Source organism: Stieleria magnilauensis (assembly GCA_007753675.1).
Lineage (GTDB): Bacteria > Planctomycetota > Planctomycetia > Pirellulales > Pirellulaceae > Stieleria > Stieleria magnilauensis.
In genome coordinates, this window is sequence record CP036432.1 from 1,610,446 (window position 1) to 1,635,756 (window position 25,311).

Below are 25,311 nucleotides of genomic sequence, written 5' to 3' on the forward strand. Positions count from 1 at the left end.
GTGTGTGATTTAAAAAGGGTTGTCGCAGCGTGCTAAGCGACGACGGAGGTACCGGGGACGATCGGCGGCCCCTGCGATTGCGACTTATGCCGACCGCGTCCGCCGGGTTTGTCTCGGTCGGGTTCCAAGGGGCGGCCCAACAACAGCGATCCGAATTCGTAACCGGCGGCACTCGGCCGGCCCGAACGCCGGAACACGATCCCAAGGGGACGGACCATCCGTAACGCACGACAGGCCACCACTCGCAACGCACCGGTCGCGGTTTCCCGCCGCACCGCCGCCTCGGGCAGAAACCCCGCGCCGTCATTGGCCTGGATCGCACGCACGATCGAATCGGCGTTGTCAAATTCGTTTCGAAAATCCACCCGGATCCCGGATCGTTTCAGCGTCGCGTCGATCATCCGGCGCAACTCCAGGCTGCGGTCGAATCCGATCATCTCGATGCCATCCAGATCCGACAACTCCGCTTCGTTGCGGCGAGCCAACGGATGCCCGGAGGCACAAACCAGTCGTACCGGTTCCTTCTGCCACGGCACCACGACGAGTTGCTTGTTCGTCTTGGGAAAACTGATCAGCCCGATCTCCGCATCGCCGTTGAGCACGTTTCGGATCACGGCCTCGTTTTGACCGTAACCGATTCGCACATCGACATCCGGATACAAACGACCGAACTCCTCGATCGCTTCGGGCATGTAACTCAGTCCCACCGAATAGATCGCCGCGACATGCAACGGTCCGGTCAAGCCGCGCCCGGCCGTGATCACGCGCTCTTCTAAACGGTGATACTCCGCCAAAATCTCTCGCAGTCCGCAGTGATAGTTGGCCCCCGCGGCGGTCAGCGACAACGGTCGTGTCGAACGATCGATCAGTTGAACGCCGAGTGCTTCTTCGAGATGTTGGATCGCTTGACTGGCCGCACTCTGCGTCACGCCACGAGCGTCCGCAGCTTTGGAAAAGCTACGCAGCTGGGCGACGTCACAGAAAATCTCAAGCGTTCGTAGTTGCAATCGTGATCCAGTATTAGATGGCCTAATGCTGCCAGCCGAGACACTTCGGACTTGCTAATGCGAAGGTAAACAGGCTTGAAACCGTCGTCAAGCCACGGAAGCCGGCGTCCACCATCAGGGCACCTAAGGCGACTTGATCCGCCACTATCTGCCCAGAATGTTGATATCATTCGGGGGGATCGAGTGCGGCACTCGTATTTCGCGGCACAGAACATGCCGGAGCCCGCCGCCAATCCGTGCCGAAACGAGCTGCCATGAGCCGCCATGAGCCGCCATGGTTCCATCACGCATCGCGCACCGGTAGATCGAATCCAAAGGTCCGCGCGGGATCCGGATACGACGCCCGATCCCTGCGATGCTCAATCACCGCGATCACCGCGATGCTCAATCACCGCTGGGCCTGAATCGCTGGGGAAGCGTGAACGAGTAGATCACGATCAGTGACCCTACGCTCAACACCAACCACGGAAACCACTCTTTGGGCTGCCAGGTGATCGTGGTCTGTCCGGCGATCGTGGAGGGACTGAAAAACTCTTTGGCGCTCGAACCGCGATCGGAGTAGATGTTCGCGCTGTCGATCACCAGCGATTCGAAACCGACGATGATCGCCATGATGCCCAGCGCAATAAAAAATGCACGCCACATCGGAAGGTGTCTCCGGAAAAGGTGGTCAGGGGGTTGCCGAACGATCGCCTGCGGGAAATCCCCCGCAAGGATCGGCTCCGGCGATTGGTGCCTAACAAGTCCATCGTCCAACGCAATGCTTGCAAATCAGCGGGAGCAACCCAGACGCTAGGAACGTCACGTCCGCGCTAAGACGTATCCTGACCTAAGCTTTCGTAGAGTCATTTCTACGGACCACGCATGCCGGACGGATCAAGATGATAGCGACAACGCTTGGGTCATCGACAAAACACGAATCACTGAATCGATCGGAAATCGCGACGCAACCGGATGATCCTCGCCGCGTGACAGCATGGCCGCCATGACATGCTGGTCAAACTTGGACGGGCACGCGGCGCCGTCGGACCGATGACTTATGGTCGATTCCGATTCCCGCTGGGCATCGTCTAGTTGGCGTCCAGCCTTCAGGCCAATACTGCTTATCACCCTGCGTTTCCGGTAGGCGGTAGTGGACGAGGCGACGAGTCCTCTGCCAATATGCCGACTGCAGGGGACTCGTCGCCTCGTCCACTACCCAAACATTGAGCAGGGGACTCGTCGCCTCGTCCACTACCCAAGCATTGAGCAGGGGACTCGTCGCCTCGTCCACTACCCAAGAATTTACGTTATTCACCCCCAGGCCCTTTCTCGGTATCCGACGCATCCGCTTCGCCGTACAGCTTTGCCAGCTCCAAGAGAATGGGAAGCGCCTCGTTGCGAAGCTGTTCTGGATCAACATCGCTGAGCCGGTCGCGGAGATCACGGAGTTTCGATTCCAGCTCGTCGCGCAAGGCAAGCTGTTCGTCGGTCAGCCTAACGCCGCCATCGCTGATCGGAATACTGAACCGGCTCGCCAATTCCCCGTCGACGTTGGCACCGCCCTTCGACGTGGCTTTGCCCAGCACCAGCGCCGCCGACGATCCCTTTCGGTCATCGTTGTCGTCCAGCAATGCGTGCTCGGTCGCCAAGCGGCCTTGTTCTTTGTAAAACCGATCCACATCGACCGCGGCCTTCAAAAACGCTTCGCGAACACTCACCGAATCATCGTGATCCAAATCGGCGTCCGCGGCACTGAAGGCGGCGGCAAAGTATTCGCCGAACCGGGCAAAGTTCTGTTCCGATCCGCTCTTGGTGGCCGTCACGATGACACGATTGCGGCTCGACAACCGGTTCACGAACGGACCGCTGGACGAGGTGCAGTTGGCGATCACGAGCGGCCGCCCGATCGGATCGAGCCAGGTGTTGAGTTCTTTCGCGTTCACATCAGGGCCGACCAAATTGAAGTCGGCCGAGGCACCGTCCCACGTTCCGTGACCGATCAAGATCAACCAGAGCGGCCGGACGCTGTCAGCCGACGCGGACCGCTTTAACGCGGCTTGAAGTTGGTCGCGGTCGGGAGTTTCGCGGTCATCTCCCGCCGGCCCGATTAGTTGCATCGTGAGCCCGGCCCGCTGACAGGTCGCTTTCCACGTCTCGGACCACTGCCCGAACGCCTCGCCGAACTCGTCGGTCCCTGGTGCACCGACGACGACAATCACGTCGACCGGTTTCGCCGCGTCGTCGGCCCGGGCGACCGCCCCCACCACAACCAACAGCAACCAAAGTGGCGTAAGCTTCCAGCTTGCGATCCCCGGCCAAGGATTGGCCGCATGGCAAGCTGGAAGCGTACCCCACTGTTTTGAAACGATGCTCATGCGAGGCCTCTCCATCGACGCAGTCCCCATTCTCCGCACAGACAGCCGAGCGCCAACGCGATCACCCACCCGCGGTGCCAAAGCGGGAACACCCAGGTTTCCATCACGGGGACTTTCTCGGACTTCAGCCGCCGTGACAATAGATTCAAATCTTTTTCCGCGATGACGTCGCCACCACTTTGCTCGGCAATCCGCTGCAACAACGCTTGGTTGACAGCCAGCGTGTCGAATTCCCGCCCGGCGATTTGACGGGTCCAACCGACTGTGGGCGTGCCGACCAGCTCACCGTCTTCGGCGCGAACTTCCGCGGTCGCCGTGTACTGTCCGGGTTGGTCGTCATAGTAAGCCACCGAATACGCCCCCGGGATTTCTCCGATCGGTTTGGCGTCCAACGTCAGCGCGTCGCCTCCGGGGCGAATCACGTTGACGGTGATCGTGGGGTTTTCCAACGGTAAAAATGCCTCGTCGCGGGCATCGACACGAAGCACCATCGAGTCGTCGTTGTCTGGTCCGGGCGCGACCGACAATTCGGCGCGACGCGGAACGTCACCGACCAGCCATCGCGTAATTTGCCGCCAAGCCTGGGCGGAGTCATCGGGGTTTTGTGGATCGGGTTGCATCGACCATCGCCAGAGGTCCCCAACGGTGACCGCACCAACTTTGCCCCGACCGAACCGTTGGACCGCGATCGCGGGTTGAGCCTGACCGTCGCTACCGCTGACCGTCGCCAGCTGATAGGCACCGGGTTTCAAGCTGCCGACGACATTGACCGAGTCGAACCGCGGCATCGTACGCAACCGCTTCGTTTCCGCGTCGGCCGTTTTACGCAGCCGCATCCAAGGTTGCAACATCCCTTCACGGGTCAGCTTCATCGAGTACTCGGCCGGCAAACCGATATCGGTTCGGCTGACGTAAACCGGTGAAAGGTCGCCCAGGAACGAATCACCAAATGCTCGTCCGCGAAACATCTCTTGGCCGCCCAGCATCAACAACCCACCGCCACGTGAGGAAACGAATCGGCGAACCATTTCCAGTTGATCTTGCGAAAAGAACTCCGCTTCGATGTCATCGAGGATCAACGCGTCAAATCCGAACAGTTCCTCTTCGACCTTGGGGAACCCCGACGCGAGTTCTTCGGTTTCCTTGACACCGATGCGAATCATCACCGGCTCGTCGTACTGCTCGGCGGTTTCTTCGGCGTCGTCACCGAGTCCTTGAAACAGCGGGTTGGTGCTGGAAACTTCCTTGTCTCGGAAGCTGAACTTGGGCTCCTTGTTGGCCATCCGAATCAGACCGGTCAACTCAACTTCGGCGTCTTCTGAAATCGCGCGTCGCAGAAACTTAAATTCCCAGTTCGGCCGACCGGCGACGTAGAGCACACGGTATGGCCCGCCCTTTCGATCAACCGCGATCAAACGGGTGTTGTTGACCAGCGTGGTTTCCGAGGATGGCGTGTCCATCAATTGGTCCAGCTTGTCGAATGCCGCTCGATCGGCTTCTCGGAACAAATCGACGCGATAGAACCTCAGTCCGACGTCGGCGGGGCGAAACTGAAACGACACGCTGAATGTCTTTTCGTCCGACCGCAGCGGCACCGTTTTCTCTTCAACCACCGATTGCAGCGCGACGTCGGTCAATCTGGCGATGGCTTGCCCGGGGAACGACCCGTCGATCGCGAATTGTACCGCCAAGGTAACGGGCGAGATTTCAAAATTGGTCTGCCGCACCGTCGTGCTGGTGATTCGCAAATCATTCAGCCCCGTCGTACGGCTGGGGATCACGGGATAAACCGGAAACTTCAGCGCCGGCAATTCCTCGAGTTCCTCCGCGACGCCCGGAACATTGCCGTCGGTCATCAGAAGCACACCGGCGACGGGACGTCCTTCCAGCCGCCGCGAAAGTTCGCCGAGGTTTTCCACCAACCGGCTGCCCGTCCCTCCGCGACGCAAATCAACGACTTCACTGGCGCTGGACAATCGCTTGTCGAATCCATAAATCCGCGTTTCGAACAATTGGGCCATCGACGAAAACACCGGCGAATCAGCTGACATGTCGGATTCAATTCGATCACGCCACGATTCGGTCGACCGCCCGATCTTCAGCTCCATGCTGCCACTGGTATCGACGACGATCGGCAGCAAATTCGCCCGCGGACGCGGACGCTCGCCGCGCTGCATCGGTTGCAGCAGGCAAACGGCCAGCAGCGCGATCGCAATCAGTTTCAACGTGACGCCCAGCCAGGCCGTCCGTACCCGACGGCCACCGCTGGTCGAATAGTTCCACAACACTAGGAACGTCAACACCGTCCCAATGATGATCGCGGGGACCGTCCACTGGGGCGAACCGATGACCAGCTCGGCAAAGACGACAGGAAACGAATCGAAGACCATGCTCACCTCGGCGACTCCATCGAACCCGTCTCAACATCCGCACTGCCAAGGTTCTCGTAGTAGCGGCGCACGGCATCGGTGAACTGAGCAGGCACCGGATCGCGGTCGATCGGAACCAGTTCATTCTTTGAAGCCGTGCGTCGAAGCAATTCGGCGCGGACTTCTTGCTTTAACTCTCGCAGCGGCTCGGCCACCAAGTCTTCGACCAGCTCCCACTTCGGAGCCTCGCCGTGTCGTTTCATTTCGGTTCGCATTTGACGGACACGGTCACGGATACTGTTCGCCCGGGCCCGCAGGTCCGGATCACCGACCATCTCTTCGACGTCCCGCATTTGGTCTGACCAGGCGCGGAAGTCACCGGTCAGAGGACCGATCGGTCCACCGCCCTCGCTGGGTGATTCGGCGGCAAAACGGCCCCCGGCCGAATCCTGCTGAGATTGTGGCGCATCGGACGACTGCTGCGGTCCGCCACGCAGTCCAGGCTGCTGACGTTGTCCTTGCTGCTGTCCTTGTTGTTGACCTTGCTGTTGGCCCTGCTGCTGACCTTGCTGCTGACCTTGCTGCTGGCCTTGTTGCTGGCCTTGCTGCTGGCCTTGCTGCTGTCCTTGCTGCTGGCCTTGCTGCTGGCCTTGCTGCTGTCCTTGCTGCTGTCCTTGCTGCTGTCCTTGCTGCTGGCCTTGTTGCTGGCCTTGTTGCTGACCTTGCTGCTGACCTTGCTGCTGGCCTTGTTGCTGACCTTGCTGCTGGCCTTGCTGCTGGCCTTGTTGCTGGCCTTGTTGTTGACCTTGCTGCTGGCCTTGCTGCTGGCCTTGTTGCTGACCTTGCTGCTGACCTTGCTGCTGACCTTGCTGCTGACCTTGCTGCTGACCTTGCTGCTGGCCTTGCTGCTGGCCTTGTTGCTGGCCTTGTTGCTGGCCTTGTTGTTGACCTTGTTGCTGGCCTTGTTGCTGGTCGCCCGGCGTTTCGGGAGCCTCCCGTTGCAGTTCTTGCTCGACGCCTCGGGTGAGTTGTTCGAGCTGTTGGGCGGCGCGTCGCAGCCCTTCGGTGGAATCGCCGAGCACCGCGTCGGCGGCTTCGTCGATGCTTTTTTGCAGTTGCTCAATTCCCTTGGCAGCTTCCTGCTCAAATTGTTCAGCTTGCGGCATAAAGCCTCGTCGGACCAATTCGGCGGCGTTCTGTAGTTGCTGTTCGGTTTGAGACCGACGCGCCTGACGGAAACCGTCGTACAGTTTTTCCGCCAGTAACGGCTCGGCTTCGTCGGCTTCCCGCACCGTCTGCTCCATTTTGTCGACCAGATCGCGGAAACGTTCAGCCTGGTCTTCCAACTGCTTCGGCGCGGCGTCGGTTTGTTCGTCACCGCGGAGCCCTGGAGAGGCCTTTTCCACTTGCTCTCGCATCGAACGTCCGATTTTCTCTTGTTCGTTTTTCAGCTCGGTCGCTTCCCGCTGCATCTCGCGAACGGTCTCATCAAACGCGCCGGCGGCACGTTGACGGAACTCCTCTTGCAGCTCATCGAGTTGGCGTTCGGCGCGGCGTCCGGCGGCGAGTGCGGCTGAGGCATCGTTTTCCTCGGTCGCCTTGCTCGCCTGCTGCAGGTCTTCACGCGACTCTTGCAGTTGGTCGGCTTGCTCGCTCATCCGCTCGCTGTTCTCTGGCGAACGCATGCGAGATTCCAATTCATCGGACATGCGAAGCAATTCCTGCTGCTGCTCCCGCAACCGTTTCAGCTGTCGGCGAATCTCTTCCGCCTCTTCTTCGTTCTCGGCCTGTTCCAGTGCCGACTGCAGCTTCGCCAACTCCTCGGTCAGATCTTCGGTGCGTTTGGCCAGCTCGCGAAGCCGGCTGAGAACCTGGCGATCTTCCGCGGCGGCCTGCTGCTCGGCCGTTTGCTGCTGGGCCTGTTGCTGCGTTTCGTAACGGTTCTCGTCGTCTTCCAGTTCCAATTCATCGAGCTGCTGCTGTCGACTCTGGCCGCCTCCGCCGCCTTGGCTTTGTTGTTGCTGTCTCTGTTGCCGCGAGACCTCAAACTCACGCGAACGCAACTTCAGCAGATTCGAAAAACTTCGTTGTGCCGACGATCGGGCTTCGGGAAGATCCGTGGCGGCAAGGTTTTTCACGGTCTCGTTCATCGCTTCGTATGCCCGCAAACCAATTTCCTTGGATTTTGCGTCGGTTAACTTCTCCGCCATCTCTTCAAACTGGGCGATCGCCTCGGTTTGGGAGTCACTGATGGTTTGGATGTCTTCCGGCGCTGGTTTGGTGCCGGCCATCTCGAGTCGAATTTGATTCCAAATTGCGGTGATGATTTGTTTTTGAAGTTTCGCCAACTCTTCGGCTTGCTGCTGTTGACCGGACGGTTGGCCGGGTTGGGACGGCGGCGGCGACGCGCCTTCACGAAAGATCTCTTCGAACGGGCGCACATCGGCAAAGAACAGATCGCTCTCAGTACGACGCGGTTTTCCATCCGGCCCGATGTCTTCAGCCCAAAAATAGTATGAAACCAGGTCGTCCGGTTTCGCCTGCAACGATTCAAAATCCAGTGTGTGATCGATGCTCGAATCAACGTTGCGAGCCAGGTTTTCGGCAAGCTCGACGGTCACTTCGGGTTCATCTTCGATCCGGTACGTGATCCCCGAATTCGAAATCCCATAGTCGTCACGAACGCTTGCACGCAGCGGCAGTTCTTGCAGCGCCGAGACGGTCACGTCGCGAGCCTTTTCGAGCTTCAATTTGGGCGGCTTGTTCGGCAGCACCTTGATCGACAATTCAGGCGGATACTTGTTCTCGCGCTCTTCGTCGTCAATCAATTTCAACAGATAGGTTTCCGATTGATCCGCCGTGACGGTGGCAACATAGGCGGCATAACGCTGCGTCGGATCATCGGTTTTGGGGTCGACGATCCGGGTCGCGGGCGAACAATCGATTACCTCGCCGCCTTTCGTCGTCAGCGTGCATGAGACGACGGGTTTGTTGAGCAGCAATCGCCACGTCACCTGGGTTCCCTGGACCACGCTGACCTTGACGGTGTCTTCGACGGTGCGTGACTTCATCTGCGTGTACTCAGGAAACTCCAGCACGGCGTCGCTACGTCGCAACTCGGGAAACTCAAACACGTCGACCGAATACGTTTGGCTGTTCCATCGCGGCGATTCGATTCGATAAGACAGCGGTTGATCGACGCGAGACAGAAAACCGCCGACGATCGGATCGCTCAAGTTGCGTTTCATCAAGACCTCCGATAACCGGCCATCGACGAACTCCGTGATCAGCGTCGCGGTCTCGGGTGCCGAGACGCTGAATTCGGCGGTCACGACCAGACTGGTGCCGCGTTCGATCGACACGTCACCGGGCAACACCGTCACGTCCTGTTGCGTTTCTGATTGGGACATCAGCGAGGTCGACAACAACGACGCGTCGGGATCCTGCCGGAAATCGATCATGGAAACGCCGATCGCAGCGGCCAGCGCACCGGCGCCACACAGTCGCGAGGCCCACAACGACAAGGTCGACACCACGGTCTGCCAATCATGGGACCGGAAATGGTCGTGTGTTTCGCCGATCAGATGCTGTCCGAGGGGGCCGGAAGTCTGTTCGTCATCCAGGTAAGCCGCCGTCAAAAGCCGTTCGCCCAACCCCGGAAACGCGGTTTCGATCTTCGAAACCGTCGCTTGCACGCCCCCGGCCAATCGGCTCGCCAGAACCCACGACGCAACCACCGCGATCACCAACACCGAAACGATCAACGTCCATGTGGTGGCATCGTCGATTTGCCCGGACAATTGCGCCCCGCGAAACATCAACGCGAACAACATCGCGATGATCGCAAACACCGCCAACAACGTCCAAAAGTGTCTTGATCGGACACGTCCGGAAACATGCTTCATCTCACGACGAATGCGTTCGAGTTGACGTTCCGCCATGCCGAGTTTGGAATCGAATCGAAGATCGTTTCCGGTGGTGGGGGTGTCGCTCATCGTTTCGTCACCTGGGACGGAGTTCGCGGTTTTGGAGAAGAAATGATGTCTGAAACGAATCGCACGGGCATCAGCAACCGTTGGTGTCTAGCCTTTAGGCGACTTGCGGTCGCTGCGTCACAGCGACCGTGGGCGGCTAAAGCCTGCACACCAACACTCGAGCCGATGCGATCGGCGTTTGAAACCTTTTGCCACATTGTTGCTGGATGAAACATCATGCTGCTGCCTGTTGACGGGTGGAGTCTTTGGCGGCGAGCAGTGTTTCCGCCGCGATGAATCCGAGCGTGGCCAAGATCAACCACTGCCACCAGCCTTGTCGTGCTTCCAATTCGATGTCGCGCAGTGCCCGCTCAGCGGTTTGCTCCTGCTGTCGCGCCAGCGGCGACGAGACGACGGCACCGAACTGGACGATCCGATCCTGGTCGAACGACGTCGTCACACTTTCCGTTGGATCCAAGTTGACCGCGTACGTTTCTCCATCGACCTCGACAAACCCCGGTTCGGTCGCGATCGCATCGTCGCCGAGTGATTCACCGACGATCAGTGATTCCGGGGCGAGCTGCATGTTTCGCCCCAACATGCCCAGCAGGACCGGGACAAACTTGGTCGACAACGCCAACTGGCTTTCCGAAGGTTGCCAGCCACTCGTCAAGACCCAAACCTTACCAGCGGGAAGATCCGGATCGTCGTTGGCGACATCTCGTCGGATCAACAGCGGCGAACCGTCGTCCAACTTCAGCGTCACGCTGGGCATTTCACTGAGCCCGTCAAGCCGCCGGTGCTGCCAAATTCGAATGTTGCTGAAATCGTTCACCCCGGGATCCGAAAGCGGAGCGATCAGCGCGGACTTAAAATCGACCGAAGCGATCAAGCGGTAGTCTTCCGTTTGCGTTTCACCGATCGCCAGTTCGGGAGATTGCAGCAAGCTCGCCAGCGCGGCAACCGTGGCGTCGTCGACGGCGCGATCGAGCACCACCAGAACACGTCCGCCCGATGCCAGGTATTGCTCGATGGTCTCGAGGCCGGACTCCAGTACCGCCGAAGCATTCATGATCAGCAGCGGAGTCGTCACCGGATCCAAGCCTTCGCTCCAATCGTCCTCGGTCCGCCGCTTCAACGTGACCTCGCGCGTGGGGTCGGACCAGGGCACCTGGTTGGCATAGAACGAGAGGGTTTCACGAACCGACGATTCCGAGTCGGATTCGGCCGAAGGCTCGCTGGGACGCGAGGCGTTGCGCGATGCTTCGACGAAGCGAACTTCTTGCTCGATGCGTTTGGGGCGAATGAAATGGAACGTGTTGTCAAAACTGTCGCGGTCTCCCGAAACGGTCAATGTCGCCGTCCGCACCGGGTCGCCGGCTTCACCGGATTCGGGCAACTTGACCGAAAAGAAACGCGTTTGCCCCGGTGGCACTTGGATCACTGCGGCATCCTCGTCCTGGTTTTCGAAGCGCAGTCGGAACGTGGACGTCTCGCCATCGTCGGTTTGCGCCACCTGGACACGAACGACATCAGCTGCCGCCTCTCGAATGGCTTCATCGGTGTCGGCTGCTGGCATCTGTGGCATCACCCGCAAGCTGACGTTTCCGCGAGTGGTGGCGATCAGCGATTCCATGTCCAGCCATACACGACTGGGCCACTCATATCCTTGCAGCGTTTCGATTTCCGCGCCGGACTGCAGATCGCTCAACAGCACGATGCGGGTTTCGATCGTCGCGCTGGCATTTGGATTGTTCGGCGTGGACGACGCATTCTCCGTTTCCCCGAGTTCCAGCAGCGCTGCCTGATCGGCGGCGTAGCGGATGGCTTTGCCGACATCGGTCGATTCCCATGTCGGTGACAATTGATCGATCGCGTCCCGTGCGGCACTCTTGCGGGTCTCTGCGACCAACCGAGTGGATTCCTCCAGCGACAACATCGTTCGCGGTACCGAATCAAAGGCAATCACCGAAAACAAGGTCTCGTCGTCTGCCTGCTCCAAAATCTGTTTCGCCTTTTTGGTCGCCTGGTCCCACAAGCCGGCGCGTTTCATGCTCGCACTCTGGTCGATCAACACGATCACCGCCTGTTTGACGCCTTCTACCGAATCGGATTCCGACAGCGGCAGAAACGGTCTGGCGAAAGCGAAGGCGAGCAGCAAGATCGCCGCACATCGCAACAACAACAGCGGCCAATTCTCCAGTCGGCTGCGGCGTGTCAATCGCGGCGGCGTCGAATCGAGAAACATCAGCGAACTGAATTCGACTTCGCCCTTGGGTTGTCGCCGGATCAAGTGAAACAGGATCGGCCCGGCAACAGCCAAAGCGCCCAGAAAGTACAGCGGTGCCAAAAAACTCATCGTCGCACTCCCTCGCTGATCGACCGGTGCCCCGACTTGCCGAGTCGGTTCCTGGCGTGGATCAAACTCGACAGCGCCAGATCAAGCGGTTTGTCGGTGATCAGTTCATAGAACCCCACGCCCGTCGATTCACAAATCGATTCGATTTCACGGCGATGTTGCTCGAATCGCTCAGCGTAGTTGGCTTTCGCCGCGGCCGGGTCGACGTAGATCTGTCGGCCGGTTTCGACGTCAGTCACCATCGCCGGATCCTTGATCCCCAACTCAAGTTCCCCCGGATCGATCATCCGCAACAACACGACTTCGTGGCCGCGTGCGCGAAGCGCCGCCAATTGCGTCTTCAGCATGCCCGGCGGGGCCAGCAGATCGCTCATCAAAATCACCAGCCCGCGACGCGGCACCAACGAAGTCACTTGGCGAAGCGGGGCTTCGATGTCGGTGCCCTTGCCGACCGCCGGACGGGACAGTTCGACCAGAATCTGATGAAATTGTTTGGCACCGAGTTTCGCCGGCAGAAAATCACCGAGTTCCGCATCGAACGTCAACACACCAACCGCGTCGTGTTGCATGGTCAAGAAATAGGCCAGTGTCGCGGCGACCGTACGGGCATATTCCATCTTGCTGTACTCGATCGATCCATAGCCCATCGAACGGCTTTGATCGACGACCAGGTAGCAACGCCGGTTGGTCTCGTCTTCGAATTTCTTGATGAAGTAACGATCGCTCCGCGCGTAGAGCTTCCAATCGAGGTTGCGCAAGTCATCACCGGGCACGTAAGCGCGGTATTCACTGAACTCGATCGAACTGCCGTGGGTCGGACTGCGGTGCAAGCCGGAGAAAAAGCCTTCGACCACCGTCTTGGCGCGCAGTTTCAAACTCTTGATCCGCATCAGTGCCGCGGGGTCGACACCGGCGCGATCATTCGCATTCGAATTCGATCCGGCGGAAGGCGGTCCGGCAGTGTTTCGTCGCACGGGGGGCGCCCCGGCATTCGCGGCGGCGCTCATGGCTTGGGAATCGTCTCCAACAGCTTGTCGATGATTTGCTCGATCGTGACCCCTTCGGCTTCGGCCTTGTAGGTCGGCAACACGCGGTGACGCAGCGTCGGATGCGCCAGCGCGACGATGTCGTCGGTTTGGACATGGGCGCGGCCCATCAACAACGCGCGAGCCTTGGCGCCCAGCACCAGGGTTTGCGAGGCGCGTGTGCCGGCACCCCAGCCGACCCATTCGTTGACAAAGTCCGGCGAGCCGTCGCGATTGGGACGGGTGGTTTGAGCGATCTTGACGGCGTATTCGGCGATCGGCGTCGCGATCGGGACGTCGCGGACGGTTTGTTGAAACTGCAACACGTCTTCACCGGAGAACAGCGGATTGATCGGCTCGGGTTTCGACGCAGTGGTCCGCAACACCACCGACAACTCGTCCTCAGGTGGCAGGTAATCGATTTTGACGTTGAACAGAAACCGATCGAGTTGGGCTTCCGGCAGCGGGTAGGTGCCTTCCATTTCGATCGGGTTTTGCGTCGCCAAGACGAAGAACGGTTCGGGCAATTCGTAACGCGTGCCGGCCGCCGTCACCTGGTGTTCTTGCATCGCTTCGAGCATCGCCGCTTGGGTCTTGGGCGGCGTTCGGTTGATCTCATCGGCCAAGATCACGTTGGCAAACACCGGCCCTTTGACAAACGTCAAACCACGATGCCCGTCCTTCGTTTCCTCCAAAATCTCGGTCCCGACGATATCGACCGGCATCAGGTCGGGCGTGAACTGGATGCGGCTGAACTGAAGGTGAAACACCTGGGCGACGCTGCGGACCAGCAAGGTTTTCGCCAACCCGGGAGGCCCGGTGATCAAGCAGTGGCCGCCGGCAAGCAGACTGATCAGCAACTGTTCGATGACGTCGTGCTGCCCGACGATGGTTTTGGAAAGTTCGCCGACGATTTTTTCGCGGGCCTCTTGGATCTGCTCGACCACGTTGGTGTCAGTGACTGTCATTGGCTAGTTGCTAGGTGGGTCCGAACAATGAAAGGCGTCCCGATGCGGGAAGCCGCTGATGAAGTGGTGAAAGGCAAAACGGAAATAGCACTCGTACAAGCGATTCGCTGGGCGGGGTATAACGGGCAGCGGTTTAGTGAGTCATGGCGTAGGTGACGATGTTGATGCCCATCGGGTAGGCCTTTTTGACCGAAAACTCACGAAAGTACTCTTCGTCTTCACCTTCGCGTTCCCAACCGTCACCCAGATCCGTGTTGTGGCAAATGAAGACCATGATCCGATCCTTGTCGTCGACGATCGCGCGATAGTGCGGCACGCTGTTGTCGCTGCCGTCGCGGGTGTCTTCCCAAGTGACCGATCCCCAAGCCCGGCCGATGGCTGGGACTTGCGGCTTTTCTTTCATGTCGTAAACGTTGTGAAAGATCTCGTGGTCCAGCGGGACTTCGAAAGGCTTGCGATCGGGAAAGACTCGTTCGAGTTCGAACGCCAAGTTTTCGTACTGGGTGTCGCCCCAGAAATCGTCCACCATCAGAAAGCCGCCGTTGAAACAATACTTGCGAAGCGCCACCACCTCGGCTTCACTGAACACCAACCCGCCGGGTTCGATCAGGTACAGGAACGGATAGTCCGACAGGTTTTCGTCGGTCAGATTCACGATCACGGGATCCGGATTAACTTTGATCGTCGTCAGTTGCTGCAGCCGCAACGAGAAATTCAGGTCACTGTCGGGGTAATCCGTTCGCCAGCCGCCGCCGCCCCGTCCGCGACCGTAATACGAGTCGTAGTACACCCGGGCAAAGGTGAAGGTGTCGCCCGGGAATTGCCGATCGACCTCCCACTGCGGAACGCCACGACGGTCTTCTTCGATGCTGCGAAAGCGACGTCCCCACTGGGCCAATGCGATGCCGGCCGCACCGACGACCAACATCACCGTCAGCATCACGAAGGTCTTGGATCGTTGGCGCATCATTCGACGACACTCTCCGCAGCAGGAATCTCGGACGGTTTGGCTTCGCCCGCAGGCGAAGGATCAGGCGAATCGGCCGCGTCTTGCTCAGTCGCGTCGGGCTTCTCATCCGCCGTTTTCTCGTCCGCGGCAGGCTCCTTCTCCGACCGAGCTTGCTCCGCCGGCGTCGGCTGTTGCTGCAGCGCGAGCAGCAAATGGTGGGCATCGCGATACCGCGGCGCGATCAACAAGGCGTCGATCAGGTGCTCGGTTGCCGCGTCGATCTCGCCGGCGGCGGCCAGCGACTCAGCCATTTGAAACTCCAGACCGGCCACGTCCACCGGATCCATCGCTTGCAGCGCACGCAGCGATTCGATCGCTTTCTCGCTTTGATCCAGCTCACGACACGCCGTCACCAGCGATTGATGCACGTCCAGCGCGAACGGCTGAATCTCAAGTGCATGGACGGCAGACTGCAGCACCGACGACCAGTCGTTTTGCGATTTCTCCATTTCAATGAAACGCTGCAAACTCGGTAAAGCATCGGAAGAAACGGAAAAAAGCTGTTTCAAAACCTCACGCTCTTTCTCTACCTCTCCCAGTTCGCGGTAACAGACCGCAAGCGATTCCAGCACGCCTTCCGATTCGCCCGTCGCGGCCTTTTTCTCCACCAAAAACGCAAGGTGCCCCGCCGCGTCGGCGTATTGCTTCCTCGCCAGCGCCGCCCGTGCCATCGTCATGCGGGCCCAATAGTTGTTGGGGTTCTCCTCGGCCCACTTCAAAACTTCTGCCGGGTCGACGTCTTCATTTCCTGGTTCATCGGGCGACTGGCGCCGCGTGAACTCCAGCCCGCTGCCAAAATCAGTGGCCAACTTGCGCGAATATTCAGCAAAGCCGGTTTCGATCCGCTCCATCGGCGCGATGTTTTTCGCCAACGCTTCGTTGATCGGAATGCCTTCGGCAAGCGATTCGAGCGTCGCGTTCAACGCTTCCGCACCGTACTGGTCGACCAGGTAACGGACGACCAACGATGATTCGTAGTACGCGAATTGCAGGTGGGTTGGTGAGGGCGGATTGAGGAATGCACCGCTCAATTGGGACACCGGGGTGAAGTCGTCGCCCAGGATCATCTCTCGATAACGGGCGGTCATCGACTGTCCCCATCGGGGGTCCCGCTCAAGCTCTTCATAGACAGAGATCCCTTCGCTCAACCATCGCGGCATTCGGTTTTTGGTTTTGGTCAGCGTGATCACATGGCAAAATTCGTGCCACAGCACGCTTTTCCAGTTCGACGGCCGCGGCCCTTGCGACGCCGGGCTGTTGGCCGTGATCACGCGTCCGAAGCACACCCCCAGAAACCCCTCGCCGCCGGGAAGCCCGAAGGTACGGATCGCGAAATCGCTTTGCTTGGGAAAGATCTCCACGATCACGGGGCGTGTCAGTTCCAATTGGTACTTTTCGCAAAGCACCTGCTTGGCTTCGGACAACAGCTCCGCGACCGCATTGCCATAGACCTGGCGTTCACGCGGATCCATTCGAATCAGGATCTCTCCCGGTTCGTGGTGTTCCTCAAAGCCCAACTCGCTGACCGGGTCGTCGACGACACGCGGCGCTCCCTTGGCCTCGCTGGCACGGATCGTTTCGAACCCGTCGATGCGATCTTTCAGTGTCATCAAGTTGTAGGCGACGACGTTGTACGGATCTTCGGTGTTGACCTGTTCGGCGAGTTTCCAGCCGACGTCATCATCGCCCAGACGCAACAGATCTTGCGCCAACTGGAACGTGGCCGGGATGTGCGAGGGATCAAACGTCAACGCCAATCGCTGATAGTGGGCCCCCTCGGCGAAACGGTACTTGTCGGACAATTTGCGTCCGATCAGATGATCCACTTCGGGGTTGGTCGGCCACCACTGCAGTGCCTGTTCACGAAACGCTTTCTCTTTGTCGTAGTCGCCGTCCAGGTGGGCGAGCACGGCCTTGAGCGCGAACGCAGCAGGGCTCTTGGGATTCGTTTTCAGCATCCGCTCGATCGTCGCCTCCGCTCCGGCGTAGTCTTCGCGATCAATCTCCTTTTCCGCTTTCAGGATCAACGCCGGTTCATAGACCGGATTGAGCCGCAGCGATTGGACGAGTGCCACTTGAGCTTGTTGCGGGTTGGACGTCTGCAACGCGACGGCACGCAAGTAATCCAGCCGAGCGTCTTCGAGGTCGCGTTGCTGAGCTTTTGCGACCGTTTCGGCGGCGACGGCAAAATCACCTTTGCTGATCGCCAGCTCGGCGGTGGCGATCAACGCTTCGAGATTGGTGGGATCTGTCTCGAGCACGCGGTCGTAAAAATTTTTGAGAATGATCCGTGCGTCGATCCCATTGTCGGAAAAAAAACGTCCCGCGGCGATCAGCGTATCGGACGTCGCATACTTCAACTGGCCGGTTTGCAAGTAGCGCTGAATCATCGCCGCTTCACTGGCAGCGCGATCAGGCAGGTCGTTGAAGTGGGTGACATCGATTCCCAGCACACGGAGCGGCAAACTGGTCGGATAGCGGCCGATCGCGGCGTCGTAGGTTTCCAACGCCGGTTCGTATTGCCCGGTCGCCAGTTGGCATCGAATCAGCAGTTCCGACCAGCGGCGATTCCAAATCCCCCGGTCGACTTCGGCCTTGGCGATTTCTTCCGCCTCGTCAATTTTCCCCGACAGAAACAACGCTTCGGCTTCGGAGTAATTGGCCGCCAACGCGGCATGGCACGGTAGAAGCAACACCAACAAGGCGAATGTGGCGGCCCGCAACCGGCCGGCGGCGATGATGGAATGATGTTTCGGTTGCCCGCCTTGAGTCCGATCCGCCGCGATACTGGACACTTGGGTGATGTGTCGACAAACACGATGACTGTGACAACTCGGGACGGCGCGGTGCGGCAGCACAACGCGAAAGGCAGACGGTCGAAACACGGCGGTGGGCACCATTGGGCGGGTCGGTTCAATCGCACAACCTACGATTGTAGCGGAACGGACCAGGGCAAGGGTCGATCGAGACAGTTCGGGCGCGTTCCTATATCCGGCGCGTAGTCCGGCTGGTATCCTGTAGCGGTTCAGTAAGCGTGGCACCTTTTGATTGTGGGAACGGAATGGATAACTCGGTCGAGTCAGCAGGGAACGACGGGGCGGCGATGGGCGAGCTTTCGGCAGCCGACGCGGCACGTCTTCACGATGCCAAAAAACAGATCAGCCAGGAACTTGGCAAAGTCATTGTCGGACAGCAGGAAGTCATCGAAGAGATCATGATCGGGCTGTTCAGTCGCGGTCACGTTCTGCTCGAAGGCGTCCCCGGGCTGGCCAAAACATTGATGATCAGCACACTGGCACAGACGATGGACCTGGCGTTTTCTCGCGTCCAGTTCACCCCCGACCTGATGCCAGCCGACGTCACCGGAACGGAGATCATCGAAGAGGACCGTTCAACCGGGCACCGCGGGTTTCGGTTCATGGAAGGCCCGTTGTTCGCCAACATCATCCTGGCCGACGAAATCAACCGCACGCCGCCCAAGACCCAAGCGTCGCTGTTGGAAGCGATGCAGGAACGGCAGGTCACGGTCGGACGAACCCGCCACCCGCTGCCCAATCCGTTCTTTGTGCTGGCCACGCAGAACCCGATCGAACAGGAAGGCACCTACCCGTTGCCCGAAGCGCAACAGGACCGCTTCATGTTCAAGGTGTATGTCGAATACCCCTCATTTGACGAGGAGTTCGAAGTCGCGCGGCGAACCACCGGCATGGAAACCGGCGACGTCCAAGCGGTGCTCAACGCCGAAGAGATCATCCGTTTGCAAGACTTGGTGCGACGGGTTCCGGTCAGCGATCACGTGGTGCGTTACGCGTTATCGTTGGTCCGCCAAACCCGCGTCGGCGACGACGGCGTGCCGGATTTCGTCAACGACCTGGTCGGTTGGGGAGCCGGTCCGCGGGCCGTCCAGTTTCTGATCCTCGGCGGCAAGGCCCGGGCACTGTTGGAAGGTCGTTTTCATGTCTCGATCGACGACATCCAACAACTGGCCAAACCCGTCCTCCGTCACCGCATGGTGGTCAATTTTGCCGCCGAAAGTGACGGGGTGACCAGTGACAATGTGATCGATCGCATCGTAGCGGCGACACCGACGACCGAAGACGAGCTTTCGCGTGATGCCCGATTCCAAAAAATATTTGCGTCCTGAAGTCACGCAGCGAATCCGTCGAATGGAATTGACGGCGCGTCGTGTGGTCGAAGGATTCCTGTCGGGCATGCACCGCAGCCCCTACTTCGGCCAGTCGATCGAATTCCTGCAGCACCGCCAATACAACACCGGTGACGAGCTTCGTCATATCGATTGGAAGGTGTACGCGCGGCAGGATCGCTTGCACATCAAACAGTACGAAGAAGAAACGAACTTGCGGTTGACGCTGCTGGTCGATCGCAGCGCCAGCATGTCGTACGGCGAAGGCGAAACGAACAAGTTCGATTACTCCGCGTCCATCGCCGCTTCGCTGGCTTATTTGGCTCTGCGCCAGAAAGACGCCTGCGGAGTGATCACGTTTGACACCGAAGTCCGTGACATCGTGCCGGCCAAAAGCAATCAGCAACAACTGGCGCGAATCTTGTCGATGTTGGATCAGGTCGGGGCCGACGGCCGAACCGATTTGGTCCGCGTCGCTAAACAGGTCGGCCAGGCGATCCCCCGTCGTGGGCTGGTGCTGATCGTTTCAGACCTGTTGGGAATCGACTCGCTGGTCGAAGGGATGCGGGTGCTCCGTTCGCGGGGACACGACGTCGCCTTGTTCCACGTTTTGCATGACGACGAAATCGAATTCCCTTTCAACGGTGCGACGCGGTTCGAAGGGCTCGAAAGCGACGACATGCTCAATTGCAATCCCCGCGCGCTGCGACAGGGTTACGTCGAGGCGCTCGATCAATTCTTGAACGCAACACGTAAAGCGTGTGGTCGGCTTTCGATCGACTACATCCAAGTCCGGACCAGCGACCCACTGGATGCACTGCTGGCACGATTCCTGTCGCACCGCACCTCGCTTCCCAAGCTACGCCGGTAAGGAGGCCGCGAACCATGTTCTTGTATCCCGCTCTGCTGGCCGGCTTTGCCTTCGTCGCCGTTCCGTTGTTGGTCCATCTGATCAACATGCTGCGTCACCGCCGACGACGGTGGGCGGCGATGGATTTCTTGCTGGCCAGTTATCGAAAACAAAAAAAGTGGCTGCGGCTGCGGCAATTGTTGCTGCTGTTGACCCGCCTGGCCGTCGCCGCGGTGTTGGTCATGATGCTGTGCGGATGGACCGGCGGCCGTCAAATCCTGGGCGCCCTGGGTGGGCAAACGACGCACCACATCATCATCCTGGACGACAGCTATTCGATGGGAGACGTCAGCGGGGGCGGTGAAGCGACCTCGTATGATCGGGCCCTGCAGGCGTTGCAGCAGCTGACACAACGGTTGGTCAACGACGAGGGCAATCATCAAATCACGGTGATGCGTGCCAGCCGCGCCGCCCTGGCCGTTCAGGGTGGCAGCGATTCCGGCGACGTCGCCGCGGACCTGTCCAGCCAAACCGTCCTGGGCGACAGCAGTCTGATCGCACGCGTGATGGCGACCGCGGTGTCACCGATCCGAACCGATCTGGTCCCGGCGCTGGACCTGGCCGGCGAATTGGCCGCCGCAACCTCGGCGGACAACCAGTACGTTTACATCGCCAGCGACTTTCGTGCCCGCGACTGGGGATCGACCGAGCGGCTGGCCGAAGCGATGCGCAAGTTTTCCAGTGACGATTTAAAGGTCCGCATGATCGACTGTGCCAATCGTCCCGAGCGAAATTTGGCCGTCACCGATCTCGCGCCCGTCCAAGACGTCTGGGTCGCCGGTGTTCCCGTCGTCGTCCGCGCGACGATCAAGAATTACAGCGGCCGCGAAGTCAAGAACGTCACGTTGGCCTGCCGCGTCATTCGTTATGGGGACGAGGTTCAATCGGTCGATCCGTCGCGCCGCGTCAGCGGTGTCGTCGATTCGTTGCCCGGGTTGGTCATCGAGTCGCTGGCCGCCGGTGCCGAAATCACCAAATCGTTTCAAGTCTTCATCGCCGAAACCGGGACCCATGCGATCGAAGTGGAACTGCCCTCGGATGCGTTGGCCGCCGACAACCAGCGAACCTGCACGCTGCCGCTGAGCGATGTCGAACGCGTATTGGTGATCGATTCGGATGTCGACGAAGCCGGCGCGTACACTGTCGCTGCCGTGCTCGATCCCGGCAGCCAAGTTCGTATCGGTGCCCAGCCGGACATCAAACCGCCGGCGTTTCTGCGCAGCGCGACGATGGAGATGTTGGCACCTTACCGCGCGATCTATTTGATGGATTTGCCGCAGATCAACGAAACCACCGCGACGGCATTACAGCAATACGTCGAAGCGGGCGGCGGGATCGCCTGGTTCCTCGGAGACGCCGTCGAGGCGAGCGACTACAACCGCATCTTGCTGACTCAAGATCGACGCCTGTTGCCCGCACCGCTGCAAACGATTGAAGCGTTGCCCGTCGGCGGGTCGACCCAAACGGGCGATGTTCTATTCGGCGACAACGACACCTTCCTGGATCCGCTACGCAGCGCCGGGGATGCTTCGCTGTCGATGATCGGCGTCGCCAAGGGCTGGACGCTTGCCGATGACGCAGACGCGACGGGAGAGCCCCGGCGGTATCGCAAGGTGTTGGTCCGCCGCGACGGCGTTCCCCTGGTCACCGAACACACCTCCGGCGCAGGAACCGTCGTCACCGTGCTCAGCAGCCTCGCCCCGGACTGGACCAACTGGCCCGGCGACCCGACGTTTGTACCGTTCATGTTGCTGTCCAACGCGCGGCTTTGGAGCGGCGCCAGCGCGTCAACGTCCCACTCAGTCACCGAACCGCTTCGCAAAACCCTTTCCACCCGATCCTATTTTCCGGAAATGAAATTGGTGACTCCCGCCCAGTCCCCGCCCCGCGTGGTGATGGAAATCATCGGCACCGAAGCGGAAGCGGACACCGTCCGTGTGTCGCTCGATCCGGTCGAACGCTTGATCGCCAGTGAATCCAACGTCGACGAACTGCTGCGTCCCGGGTTGTTCGAGTGGGGACTTTTGAAAGCCGATGGCGGCGGCGAGGTCATCCCGTCGGCCAGCACGATCGTCGGGGGTGAGGGTGACTTGGAACGCGCCGACGCCGCCGAGATTCGTCGCGCCCTGTTGCCGATCGACGTGCAATTTGTATCCAGCGAAGATTGGCGGCAACAGAATCAGTTCGCCGGCAGTTCCACCCTCGGGCTGATGCTGTTGGCGCTGCTCGGGTTGCTGTTGGCGGCCGAACAGGCATTGGCCTATTGGGCCAGCTATCACACTCGGGCAGCCGTTTCGACCGGCGGCACGCTGGCAGCGGACGATCCGCGTGGCGGTTCAAAGCGTCACGAATTTGGTTTGGCGGCGGGAGGGCGATCGGCGTGAACGAAACACTAGAACAGTCCACCGAAAGCAGCGTGGCGCTGGAGAGCACCGTTTATGAATTCGCCCGCGCCGCTTCGATCGAAGGCTGGTGGTGGTGGGCGTTGTTGTTGATCTCGACCGCGGTGGTGATTTTTGGCTGCGCGCGGTTTTACCGGCGCGACACCGCGGAACTCTCCCGTTCGGTCAGCATCACTCTGATCTTTTTGCGGCTGGCGATGATCGTCGCCCTGCTGTTTTTCTTCTTTGACCTGCAACGCCGCACTCAACGAGAGATCTTGCGACCGAGCGAAGTCGTGGTGCTGGTCGACACCAGCCAAAGTATGTCGCTGGCCCAGTCGGACTCGATCGGCAGTGAGAGTCGCGCCAAACGCGCCGCCGAACTGCTGGCTGACAACGAATTGGTTGAACGTCTCGGCGAGCAACACCGCGTCAGTGTGTACAGCTTCGGCGACGCCGCCGAACCCCTGTTGTTGCAATCCGGTGGCGGAACCGAAAGGGATGCCGAGCCCGAGCAAGACGACGCGGTCCAGCCGGCAACGTCCAGCCGCCAACCTTCACCGGTCGCCATCACCGGTCTGATCTTGCTCGGCGTCGCACTCGCGCTGTCGCTCGCCTCGCTGTTGGTCGGCGGCTTGTCGGCCCCCACGTCGGATTCGCAGTCCGGCGGTGGACGCGAAGGCCTGGGCTGGTTGCTGGGCGTGACCGCGGTGACGATGTGCGTCGGCTTCTTGTTGTGTGGCTGGGCGTACAGCAGCGCCACGTCGCGATCGTTCGCGTCGCTTGTCGGGTTGGCCGACGATGCGCCCGAAGCAACCGACGGAGAAGAATCCAGCGAGCCAACGGATCCGGCTCAGCAACCGATCAAGGTGCTCAACTGGGAAGACGCCGTCGCGGCATCGGCATCGCAAAGCCGGATCGGTGATGCGATCACCAACGTGTTGGCCAGCCACGACCCCACGACGCTGGCCGGCATCGTGGTGATGACCGATGGGCAAAACAACGGGGGCAGCAACGTGGCCTCGGCGATGGCCCTGGCCAAACGCAGCGAGGTCTCGGTGTACCCGGTCGGACTCGGCAGCAGCAAGCCTCCGACGAACGTCCGCGTGGTCGACCTCGATGCCCCCAAACGCGTTTATCCGAACGACAAATTCGCCGTCTCAGCCGTGCTTCAAGGGACCGGCGGCGACGCCTTGGACATCGAAGTCCAGCTGCTCGACGGTTTGGACGCGACCACCGCCGACGGCGGAGCCTCCAATGCGCTGCCGACCGAAGTGATCGATTCACAATCGGTCAAATTGAACGGCGACGGCTCCCTGGTCGGCATCAAGTTCGAACTCGAGCCCCAATCGGTCGGGCGACGACGACTGGCGATCCGCATTCTGCCGGTCGAGAAGGATCAAAACCAAAAGGATGACGTCAGCGACGCGCGTTACGAAGTCGTCGCGCGTAAGCTACGCGTGCTCACGATCGCCGGTGGTCCGACCCGCGAATACCGCTTCGTCCGGAACCTGCTGCACCGAGAAAAATCAATTCGCTTGGACACCTGGCTGCAAACCGGTCAACCGGGAATGAGCCAGGACGCCGATCAATTGTTGACCGAGTTTCCCGGCACCCCGGCGGAGCTGTTCGAGTATGACGCGATCGCGATGTTTGATCCCGATTGGACTCAAATCCCCGCGGCCTCGATCGAGTTGCTCGATCGCTGGCTGGCATCACAATCGGGAGGCTTGATCATCGTCGGCGGACCGGTCTATCACCCCCGTTGGCTGCGTCTGCGGACCGATCCGCGCGTCGCCCGCATCGCCAGTTTCTTCCCCGTCACCTTTTCCAGTCGAGGCTTGATGATGGGGTCGGGTCGCGAAGGGGGCGAGACGGCTTGGCCGCTGGAATTCACACCCGAAGCGAGGCGCGCCGAGTTCCTGTGGGTGACCGATGAACCGGCGACCAGCTTCGAAGCCTGGGATTCGTTCGGCGGCGTCTATGATTACGTCGGCGTCAAAGCGGCCAAACCGATCGCCAAGGTTTACGCCTACTTCTCCGACCCGACGACGCGGATCTCGGATTCGTTGCCCGTTTACATGGCCAGCCAATTCTATGGCGCCGGCCGCGTGTTCTTTCAAGGCAGCGGCGAGATGTGGCGGATGCGCCGCGAAAGCGATGCGTACTTTGACAACTACTACACCAAACTAATCCGCTGGGTCAGCGAAGGACGGTTGTTGCGCGACAGCAACCGCGGCTTGCTGTTGGTCGATTCGCCCCGGGCAATGGTCGGTGACACCATCACGGTCCGTGCGGTGTTGACCGACGAGCAGTTCGAACCGCTGACCGTGCCGGAGGTCAAGGCAAAACTGATCACGCCCAAGGGCGTCGAAGATGTTCGGCTGACGCCCGTCGAAGGCGAATCGCGACCGGGAATCTACAGCGGCCGATTTGTCGTTCGCACCGACGGCAATCACGAGTTGCGCCTGACACTCGGTGACGCGCTCGGTGAAGAAGTCTTTCGCCAAAACGTGCAGGTGCGGTTGCCGACGGTCGAACTGGAACGCCCCCGCCGCAACGACGAAGACCTGGCGGGCTTGGCCGAGACGACCGGCGGAGAATACTGGAAAGTCGAAGCCGACGCCGCTGGCGACTCGCTGATCGAAAACATCGTCGGCACCATCAGCCCCCAGCCCCAAACCACGATTCTTCCCGGAACCCCCGACGCGATTTTCACCGAACGCAGAAACGCGATGCTGTTGTGGCTGATCGCCAGTGTGCTGACAATGGAATGGGTCATCCGCAGACTACACAGATTGGCTTAAC

Annotated in this window: 14 protein-coding genes; 4 read left to right on the forward strand and 10 right to left on the reverse strand. The window is 59.9% G+C overall.

Annotated elements, in window-relative coordinates; genetic code table 11:
* Positions 1–32 precede the first annotated feature (32 nt).
* From TBK1r_RS05980 to TBK1r_RS06025, 10 genes are all read right to left on the reverse strand, one after another.
* Positions 33–1,007: a LysR family transcriptional regulator gene (locus tag TBK1r_RS05980; protein WP_145208107.1), complete on the reverse strand. Its 975-nt coding sequence runs from the start codon at positions 1,005–1,007 to the stop codon at positions 33–35.
* A 384-nt stretch (positions 1,008–1,391) separates the two neighbouring features.
* On the reverse strand, positions 1,392–1,652 hold the full coding sequence (locus tag TBK1r_RS05985; protein WP_095736431.1) for a hypothetical protein: 261 nt from the start codon (positions 1,650–1,652) through the stop codon (positions 1,392–1,394).
* Positions 1,653–2,296: 644 nt separating this feature from the next.
* Positions 2,297–3,364, reverse strand: a complete 1,068-nt coding sequence (locus TBK1r_RS05990) for a hypothetical protein (protein ID WP_145208109.1) — start codon at positions 3,362–3,364, stop codon at positions 2,297–2,299.
* A complete protein-coding gene (locus tag TBK1r_RS05995) occupies positions 3,361–5,760 on the reverse strand; it encodes a hypothetical protein (RefSeq protein WP_145208111.1) in 2,400 nt (799 codons plus the stop codon). The genes TBK1r_RS05990 and TBK1r_RS05995 overlap by 4 nt, the downstream gene beginning before the upstream one ends.
* The gene (locus TBK1r_RS38370) at positions 5,757–9,728 is read right to left on the reverse strand and encodes a coiled-coil domain-containing protein (RefSeq protein ID WP_419581019.1); all 3,972 of its coding nucleotides are present in this window, start codon (positions 9,726–9,728) and stop codon (positions 5,757–5,759) included. Before TBK1r_RS38370 ends, TBK1r_RS05995 begins: the two co-directional genes overlap by 4 nt.
* Before the next feature lie 214 nt (positions 9,729–9,942).
* A complete protein-coding gene (locus TBK1r_RS06005) occupies positions 9,943–12,066 on the reverse strand; it encodes a BatA domain-containing protein (protein WP_145208113.1) in 2,124 nt (707 codons plus the stop codon).
* Positions 12,063–13,040 (reverse strand): DUF58 domain-containing protein, encoded by a 978-nt coding sequence (locus TBK1r_RS06010; protein ID WP_419581020.1) that lies wholly within the window; start codon positions 13,038–13,040, stop codon positions 12,063–12,065. The genes TBK1r_RS06005 and TBK1r_RS06010 overlap by 4 nt, the downstream gene beginning before the upstream one ends.
* A gap of 29 nt (positions 13,041–13,069) precedes the next feature.
* Positions 13,070–14,059, reverse strand: coding sequence for an AAA family ATPase (locus TBK1r_RS06015; protein WP_145208117.1), 990 nt, complete (start codon positions 14,057–14,059; stop codon positions 13,070–13,072).
* A gap of 133 nt (positions 14,060–14,192) precedes the next feature.
* On the reverse strand, positions 14,193–15,029 hold the full coding sequence (locus TBK1r_RS06020; protein WP_145208119.1) for a DUF4159 domain-containing protein: 837 nt from the start codon (positions 15,027–15,029) through the stop codon (positions 14,193–14,195).
* Positions 15,026–18,109: a tetratricopeptide repeat protein gene (locus tag TBK1r_RS06025; RefSeq protein WP_145208121.1), complete on the reverse strand. Its 3,084-nt coding sequence runs from the start codon at positions 18,107–18,109 to the stop codon at positions 15,026–15,028. Before TBK1r_RS06025 ends, TBK1r_RS06020 begins: the two co-directional genes overlap by 4 nt.
* A 20-nt stretch (positions 18,110–18,129) precedes the next feature.
* Between TBK1r_RS06025 and TBK1r_RS06030 the strand changes: the two genes are divergently transcribed.
* The 4 genes from TBK1r_RS06030 to TBK1r_RS06045 are packed head-to-tail and all read left to right on the forward strand — an operon-like array spanning position 18,130 to position 25,310.
* A complete protein-coding gene (locus TBK1r_RS06030) occupies positions 18,130–19,212 on the forward strand; it encodes an AAA family ATPase (protein ID WP_145208123.1) in 1,083 nt (360 codons plus the stop codon).
* Positions 19,202–20,083 (forward strand): DUF58 domain-containing protein, encoded by an 882-nt coding sequence (locus TBK1r_RS06035; RefSeq protein WP_095736441.1) that lies wholly within the window; start codon positions 19,202–19,204, stop codon positions 20,081–20,083. The genes TBK1r_RS06030 and TBK1r_RS06035 overlap by 11 nt, the downstream gene beginning before the upstream one ends.
* A gap of 14 nt (positions 20,084–20,097) precedes the next feature.
* Entirely contained in the window at positions 20,098–22,506 is a 2,409-nt protein-coding gene (locus TBK1r_RS06040) for a BatA domain-containing protein (RefSeq protein WP_145208125.1), read from the forward strand.
* Positions 22,503–25,310, forward strand: a complete 2,808-nt coding sequence (locus TBK1r_RS06045; RefSeq protein ID WP_419581021.1) for a VWA domain-containing protein — start codon at positions 22,503–22,505, stop codon at positions 25,308–25,310. The genes TBK1r_RS06040 and TBK1r_RS06045 overlap by 4 nt, the downstream gene beginning before the upstream one ends.
* Position 25,311 lies beyond the last annotated feature (1 nt).